Annotated in this window: 5 protein-coding genes; all 5 read left to right on the top strand. The window is 70.5% G+C overall.

The features are described 5' to 3' along the window. Positions 1-1,717, top strand: a 1,717-nt coding sequence (gene murJ, locus CCN29_RS10480; RefSeq protein ID WP_086681190.1) for a murein biosynthesis integral membrane protein MurJ, incomplete at its 5' end; no start/stop codon positions are given. Between the two features lie 142 nt (positions 1,718-1,859). Further along, positions 1,860-3,560 carry a serine/threonine protein kinase gene (locus CCN29_RS10475; RefSeq protein WP_031060702.1) on the top strand — a complete coding sequence of 567 codons (1,701 nt, stop codon included), beginning with the start codon at positions 1,860-1,862 and terminating at the stop codon, positions 3,558-3,560. Between the two features lie 28 nt (positions 3,561-3,588). Next, complete coding sequence (gene sigM, locus CCN29_RS10470) at positions 3,589-4,314, top strand: RNA polymerase sigma factor SigM (RefSeq protein ID WP_006134064.1); 726 nt, start codon at positions 3,589-3,591, stop codon at positions 4,312-4,314. Continuing rightward, entirely contained in the window at positions 4,311-5,222 is a 912-nt protein-coding gene (locus tag CCN29_RS10465; RefSeq protein WP_086681188.1) for an anti-sigma factor family protein, read from the top strand. The genes sigM and CCN29_RS10465 overlap by 4 nt, the downstream gene beginning before the upstream one ends. Before the next feature lie 194 nt (positions 5,223-5,416). Further along, positions 5,417-6,385, top strand: a complete 969-nt coding sequence (gene trxB / locus CCN29_RS10460) for a thioredoxin-disulfide reductase (RefSeq protein ID WP_031018119.1) — start codon at positions 5,417-5,419, stop codon at positions 6,383-6,385. Positions 6,386-6,414 lie beyond the last annotated feature (29 nt).

Raw genomic sequence — 6,414 nt, 5'->3', positions numbered from 1 at the left:
GCCCGGCCACTACGCGGGCGCCACTCCGCCCCCCGCGGCGGAACCGGCGGCCCCGGAACCCGCGCCCGCGCCCGCGCCGAAGAAGGGCGGCCGTGCCGGCGGCCTGCTGAAGTCCAGCGCCGTGATGGCGGCGGGCACGATGGTGTCCCGCCTCACCGGCTTCGTCCGGTCCGCGCTGATCGTGTCGGCCCTCGGCCTCGGCCTGCTCGGCGACTCCTTCCAGGTGGCCTACCAGCTGCCGACGATGATCTACATCCTCACCGTCGGCGGCGGCCTCAACTCCGTCTTCGTGCCGCAGCTCGTGCGCGCCATGAAGGACGACGAGGACGGCGGCGAGGCCTACGCCAACCGGCTGCTGACGCTGGTGATGGTGGCACTGGCGCTGCTCACCGCCGCCGCCTGGCTGGCCGCCCCGCTGCTGGTGCGTGCGCTGTCGAACCCCGTCGCCTCCGACCCCGCGGCCAACGACGTCGCCGTCACCTTCACGCGGTACTTCCTGCCCTCGATCTTCTTCATGGGCGTCCATGTGGTGATGGGTCAGATCCTCAACGCACGCGGCCGGTTCGGCGCGATGATGTGGACCCCGGTCCTGAACAACATCGTCATCATCGTCACGCTCGGTACGTTCATCTGGGTCTACGGCACCGCCGCGGACTCGAAGATGCAGGTGTCGAACATTCCGCCGGAAGGTCTGCGGCTCCTCGGCGTCGGCGTGCTGCTGGGTCTGGTCGTGCAGGCCCTCGCGATGATCCCGTACCTGCGGGAGACCGGCTTCCGCATGAGGCTGCGCTTCGACTGGAAGGGCCACGGCCTCGGCAAGGCGGCGATGCTCGCCAAGTGGACCATCCTGTTCGTGCTCGCCAACCAGGCGGGCGCGCTGGTCGTCACCCAGTTGTCCACCGCAGCGGGCCTGGACTCGGACGTCGCGGGCACCGGTTTCGCCGCCTACGCCAACGCCCAGCTGATCTGGGGTCTGCCGCAGGCCATCATCACGGTGTCCCTGATGGCGGCCCTGCTGCCCCGCATCTCCCGCTCGGCGGCCGAGGACGACGGAGGCGCCGTCCGCGACGACATCTCCCAGGGCCTGCGCACCACCGCCGTCGCGATCGTGCCCATCGCCTTCGGCTTCCTCGCGCTCGGCATCCCGATGTGCACCCTGATCTTCGGGTCCTCGGGCACCAGCGAGGCCACCAACATGGGCTACATGCTGATGGCGTTCGGCCTCGGCCTGATCCCCTACTCGGTGCAGTACGTCGTGCTGCGTGCCTTCTACGCCTACGAGGACACGCGGACCCCCTTCTACAACACGGTCATCGTGGCCGCGGGCAACGCGATCGCCTCGGCGATCTGCTTCGTCGTGCTGCCGGCCCGCTGGGCCGTGGTCGGCATGGCCGCCTCGTACGGCGTCGCCTACGCCCTCGGTGTGGGTGTCGCCTGGCGCCGGCTGCGCAAGCGGCTGGGCGGCGACCTGGACGGCGCGCGTGTGCTGCGGACCTACGCCCGCCTGTGCATCGCCTCCGTGCCGGCCGCCCTGCTCAGCGGCGCGGCCTGCTACGGCATCAGCAAGGTCCTGGGCCAGGAGGTCCTCGGTTCGTTCGCCGCGCTGATCGGCGGCGGGGCCGTCCTGCTGGGCGTCTTCTACGTGGCCGCGCGCCGGATGCGTATCGAGGAGGTCAACTCTCTGGTCGGTATGGTCCGGGGACGCCTGGGACGCTGAGGCAGGGGGTAGGCGCACAACCATCATCGGCCCCCGCGTGTCGTGCATAGCGGCGGACTGTGGGCACAATTGGGTTCGGCGTCGGACTGCGCGCGACGGACGCCGGGCCGACGCGCAACGGATGGGGAGGCAGGGAACGACGGTGGCGGAACGGAGCACAGCTGCCGTCGACGTGGCAGACGACAGCGGCGAGCAGTCGCTGACCGCGGAGGCGGACCAGTCCACGGCCGACGGGGTGGCCAAGAACCGGGAGCGGGACACGGACAACGACGAGGCACAGGAGAGCACCGGGACCGAGGGTCCCGCGACGACCTCGCCGCCGGAGCTGCACAGCGGCCACAAGCTGGCCAGACGCTACCGCCTCGAGGAGTGCGTCACCCGTCTGGACGGGTTCAGCAGTTGGCGTGCCGTGGACGAGAAGCTGCGCCGTGCCGTCGGCGTGCACGTCCTGCCCGCAGACCACTCTCGCGCCCGCTCCGTGCTGGCCGCGGCCCGCTCCTCGGCGCTGCTGGGCGATCCGCGCTTCGTCCAGGTCCTCGACGCCGTCGAGGAGAACGACCTCGTCTACGTCGTCCACGAATGGCTGCCCGACGCCACCGAGCTGACCGCCCTTCTCGCCTCCGGTCCGCTGGAGGTCTATGACGCCTACCAGATGGTCAGTCAGGTCTCGAGCGCCATGGCGGCGGCCCACCGTGAGGGCCTCGCCCATCTGCGCCTCAACCCCAACGCCGTCCTGCGCACCTCGACCGGCCAGTGGCGCATCCGCGGTCTCGCGGTCAACGCGGCCCTGCGCGGCGCCAGCTCGGACACCCCGCAGCGCACCGACACCGAGTCGATCGGCGCCCTGCTGTACGCGGCGCTGACCCAGCGCTGGCCGTACGAGAACGACGCCTACGGCATGTCAGGTCTGCCCAAGGACATCGGTCTGATCCCGCCCGACCAGGTCCGGGCCGGCGTCCACCGCGGTCTGTCGGAACTGGCCATGCGCGCCCTCGCCAACGACGGCGCCACCGCCTCCCGCCACGAGTCACCGTGCACCACGCCCGAGGAGCTGGTGAAGGCGATCGGCGAGATGCCCCGCATCCGCCCGCCGGAGCCCGCCTTCACCGCCCCGCCGGACTACCAGCGCACCACCTACCAGCAGGGCTCCTACGGACGCCCCGCCGCACCTCCCCGTGTCACCCAGCCCACACCGGTGCCGCCCCCGCCGTTGCAGAGCCGCACCGGCAAGGCCTTGAAGTGGGCCGTCTCGGCGCTGCTGATCGCCGCGCTGGGCCTGGGCAGTTGGCAGCTCGCGGACGCCCTCATGGACCAGGGCGGCAAGGACGACGACACCACCAACACCCAGACGACGGACGGCGACGACAAGAGCGCCCAGAAGCCCGTGCGCGGCAAGCCGATCGCCATCTCGGAGCTGCACGACTTCGACCCGTTCGGCTCGGACGGGTCCGAGTACCCGGAGAACCTGCCCAAGATTCTGGACGGCGATCCCGAGAGCTACTGGCAGACGAGCTACTACGCGAGTTCCGACTTCGGCCGGCTGAAGCCGGGCGTGGGAGTCGTCGTCGACCTGGGCAGGAGCCAGGACGTCGGGAAGGTCGCCGTCACCTTCATCGGCAGCACGTCCGTCGAGCTCCGAGCCGCGCCCGAGGACGCGCAGAGCCGGCCGACCTCCTTCGACTCGTACAGCAAGGTCGCCGAAGGGACGGGCACCACCGTCTCCCTCGCGCCCAAGGACACGGTGAAGACCCGCTATCTCCTGGTCTGGCTGACCGACCTCCCCATGCAGACCGACGACGGCCAGTGGCGTGGCCGGGTCGCGGACATCAAGGTGACCAGCTGAGGCCGGCCAGGTCGAGGGAGGGGATCCGATGGCGGACGGCGCCGCGTACGACGGAGTGAGCGATCAGGATCTGCTCACCCGGCACGTCGAGGGCGATCCCGACGCCTTCGGCGAGATCGTGCGGCGGCACCGCGACCGGCTCTGGGCCGTGGCCCTCCGTACGCTGGGGGACCGCGAGGAGGCCGCTGACGCCGTCCAGGACGCCCTCGTCTCCGCCTACCGGGCCGCCCACACCTTCCGCGGTCAGTCGGCCGTCACGACATGGCTGCACCGCATCACCGTGAACGCCTGCCTGGACCGTGCCCGCAAGGCCGCCTCACGGAAGACCGCGCCGGTCGACGACACCGAGCGTCTGGAGCAGCTGCTCGAGCCGCACGAGTCCGCCTCGGCGCCCGCGGAGCGCAACGATCTGCACCGGCAGCTCATCGAGGCGATGGGCACCCTCCCGCCCGACCAGCGGGCCGCGCTCGTCCTGGTGGACATGCAGGGCTACCCGGTCGCCGAAGCGGCGCGCATCCTCGACGTCCCCACGGGAACGGTCAAGAGCCGGTGTGCCCGGGGCCGCGCGAGACTCCTGCCTCTCCTCACCCATCTGCGCCCGGGGGCCTCCGGTGACGAGGAGCACAGAGGCAGAGGACGGAACCGGAAAGGGGGGACATCCGTCCCACCCGCAGCGGGTCCGCAGCGACCGGACCCACCCGATACAGGATCGAACGACCCGGCTGCAGTGAAGGGCGGAGGTGGGCGAGCGTGACGTCGACGACCGACAAGGCGGAGCACCCGGACGTCGCGGAGATCTCCGACCTCACCGAGGGTCTCCTCCCGGCGGACCGCAGGGACGACGTCCGCAGGCATCTGGACGGGTGCGAGCTCTGTGCCGACGTCCACGCCTCCCTGGAGGAGATCCGGGGACTGCTCGGCACGGTTCCGGGTCCGCCGCGGATGCCGGCGGACGTCGCGGGACGCATCGACGCGGCGCTGGCCGCCGAGGCGCTGCTGCACGCCACCGCGCCCGTCACCGACGGCGAGGACGAGAACGACGCCACACAGGCAGCCACAGCCGACGGCGCACCGCTTCATGTTTCACGTGAAACATCGGCTCCCTCCGACCGTCCCACCGGCCGCTCTCGCTCCTCCACCACGGGGCCGGGCCGCAAACCGCGCCTGCGGGGCAGGAGCCGCCGGGCCGTCGCCCTGGGGGCGGCGTTCGCCGTGGCCGCTCTCGGCCTCGGCTCCGTGGTGCTGTCGTCGCTGAACGGCGACGGCCCGGACGAGGAGCAGCGGACGACGACCGCCGCGGACACCTTCTCCGAGGGGAAGCTGGAGAAGAAGGTCAACGACCTGCTGGCACGCAGCCCCGAACAGGACAAGGGAGCCCGCTCCCCTCACACCTTCGGTATGGCGGACACTCCCAGGCCGAACCCCAGGGTGCTGACGAAGCCCGCGGTTCCGGAGTGCGTCCAGGAGGGCATCGGCCGTAACGACGCGGCGCTGGCCACCGAGCAGGGTGTCTATCAGGGCAGGACCGCTCTGCTCGTCGTGCTGCCCGATGCCTCGGACGCCACGCGCGTGACGGCCTACATCGTCGACGCGACCTGCGTGGGCAACGCCTCTCCGTCCTCCACCGCGAAGGTCCTGCTGGAGCACTCCTACGCCCGCTGACCACCCACGCGTGGTCTTGGCTCTGCGCGGTATCCCGTACGGTGTGTTGCTCCGGCGTGCCCGTCGGGGCACGGTCTGCGTGTGCCCGGGCACAGCGGGAATGCGCGCCCCTTAGGATCCGTTGGGTGGGGTGAGAGTTCCGAAAGAAGCTCCCACCGGTCGAATGACGCAGACCAGAGACGAGGAATCCAGCCGTGAGCGACGTCCGTAACGTGATCATCATCGGCTCGGGGCCCGCCGGCTACACGGCGGCGCTCTACACCGCCCGTGCGTCGCTGAAGCCCCTCGTGTTCGAGGGCGCTGTCACCGCCGGCGGTGCGCTGATGAACACCACCGAGGTGGAGAACTTCCCCGGTTTCCAGGACGGCATCATGGGCCCGGAGCTCATGGACAACATGCGGGCCCAGGCGGAGCGCTTCGGCGCCGAGCTCATCCCGGACGACGTCGTGGCCGTCGACCTGACCGGTGAGATCAAGACCGTCACGGACACCGCCGGCACGGTCCACAAGGCGAAGGCCGTGATCGTGACGACCGGTTCCCAGCACCGGAAGCTCGGGCTGCCGAACGAGGACGCCCTCTCCGGCCGCGGTGTCTCGTGGTGCGCCACCTGTGACGGCTTCTTCTTCAAGGACCAGGACATCGCCGTCATCGGCGGCGGTGACACCGCTATGGAGGAGGCGACCTTCCTGTCGCGCTTCGCCAAGTCCGTGACGATCGTCCACCGCCGTGACACGCTGCGCGCCTCCAAGGCGATGCAGGAGCGTGCCTTCGCCGACCCGAAGATCTCGTTCGTCTGGGACAGTGAGGTCGCCGAGATCCAGGGTGACCAGAAGCTCTCGGGTCTCAAGCTGCGCAACGTCAAGACGGGTGAACTCTCCGACCTGGCGGTGACCGGCCTGTTCATCGCGATCGGTCACGACCCGCGCACCGAGCTCTTCAAGGGCCAGCTGGAGCTGGACGAGGAGGGCTACCTGAAGGTCGTCGCACCCTCGACGCGCACCAACGTCACGGGCGTCTTCGCGGCCGGTGACGTGGTGGACCACACCTACCGCCAGGCGATCACCGCGGCCGGTACCGGCTGTTCGGCAGCCCTCGACGCGGAGCGCTTCCTCGCCGCTCTCGCCGACGAGGAGAAGGCCGAACCCGAGAAGACCACTGTCTGACCCACTCTCTCCCCACGCACCAACGATTA

Source organism: Streptomyces pseudogriseolus (assembly GCA_002154585.1).
Lineage (GTDB): Bacteria > Actinomycetota > Actinomycetes > Streptomycetales > Streptomycetaceae > Streptomyces > Streptomyces pseudogriseolus.
The sequence above is the reverse complement of the archived record's forward strand: the minus strand, read 5'-3'. Positions and strand labels throughout refer to the sequence as shown.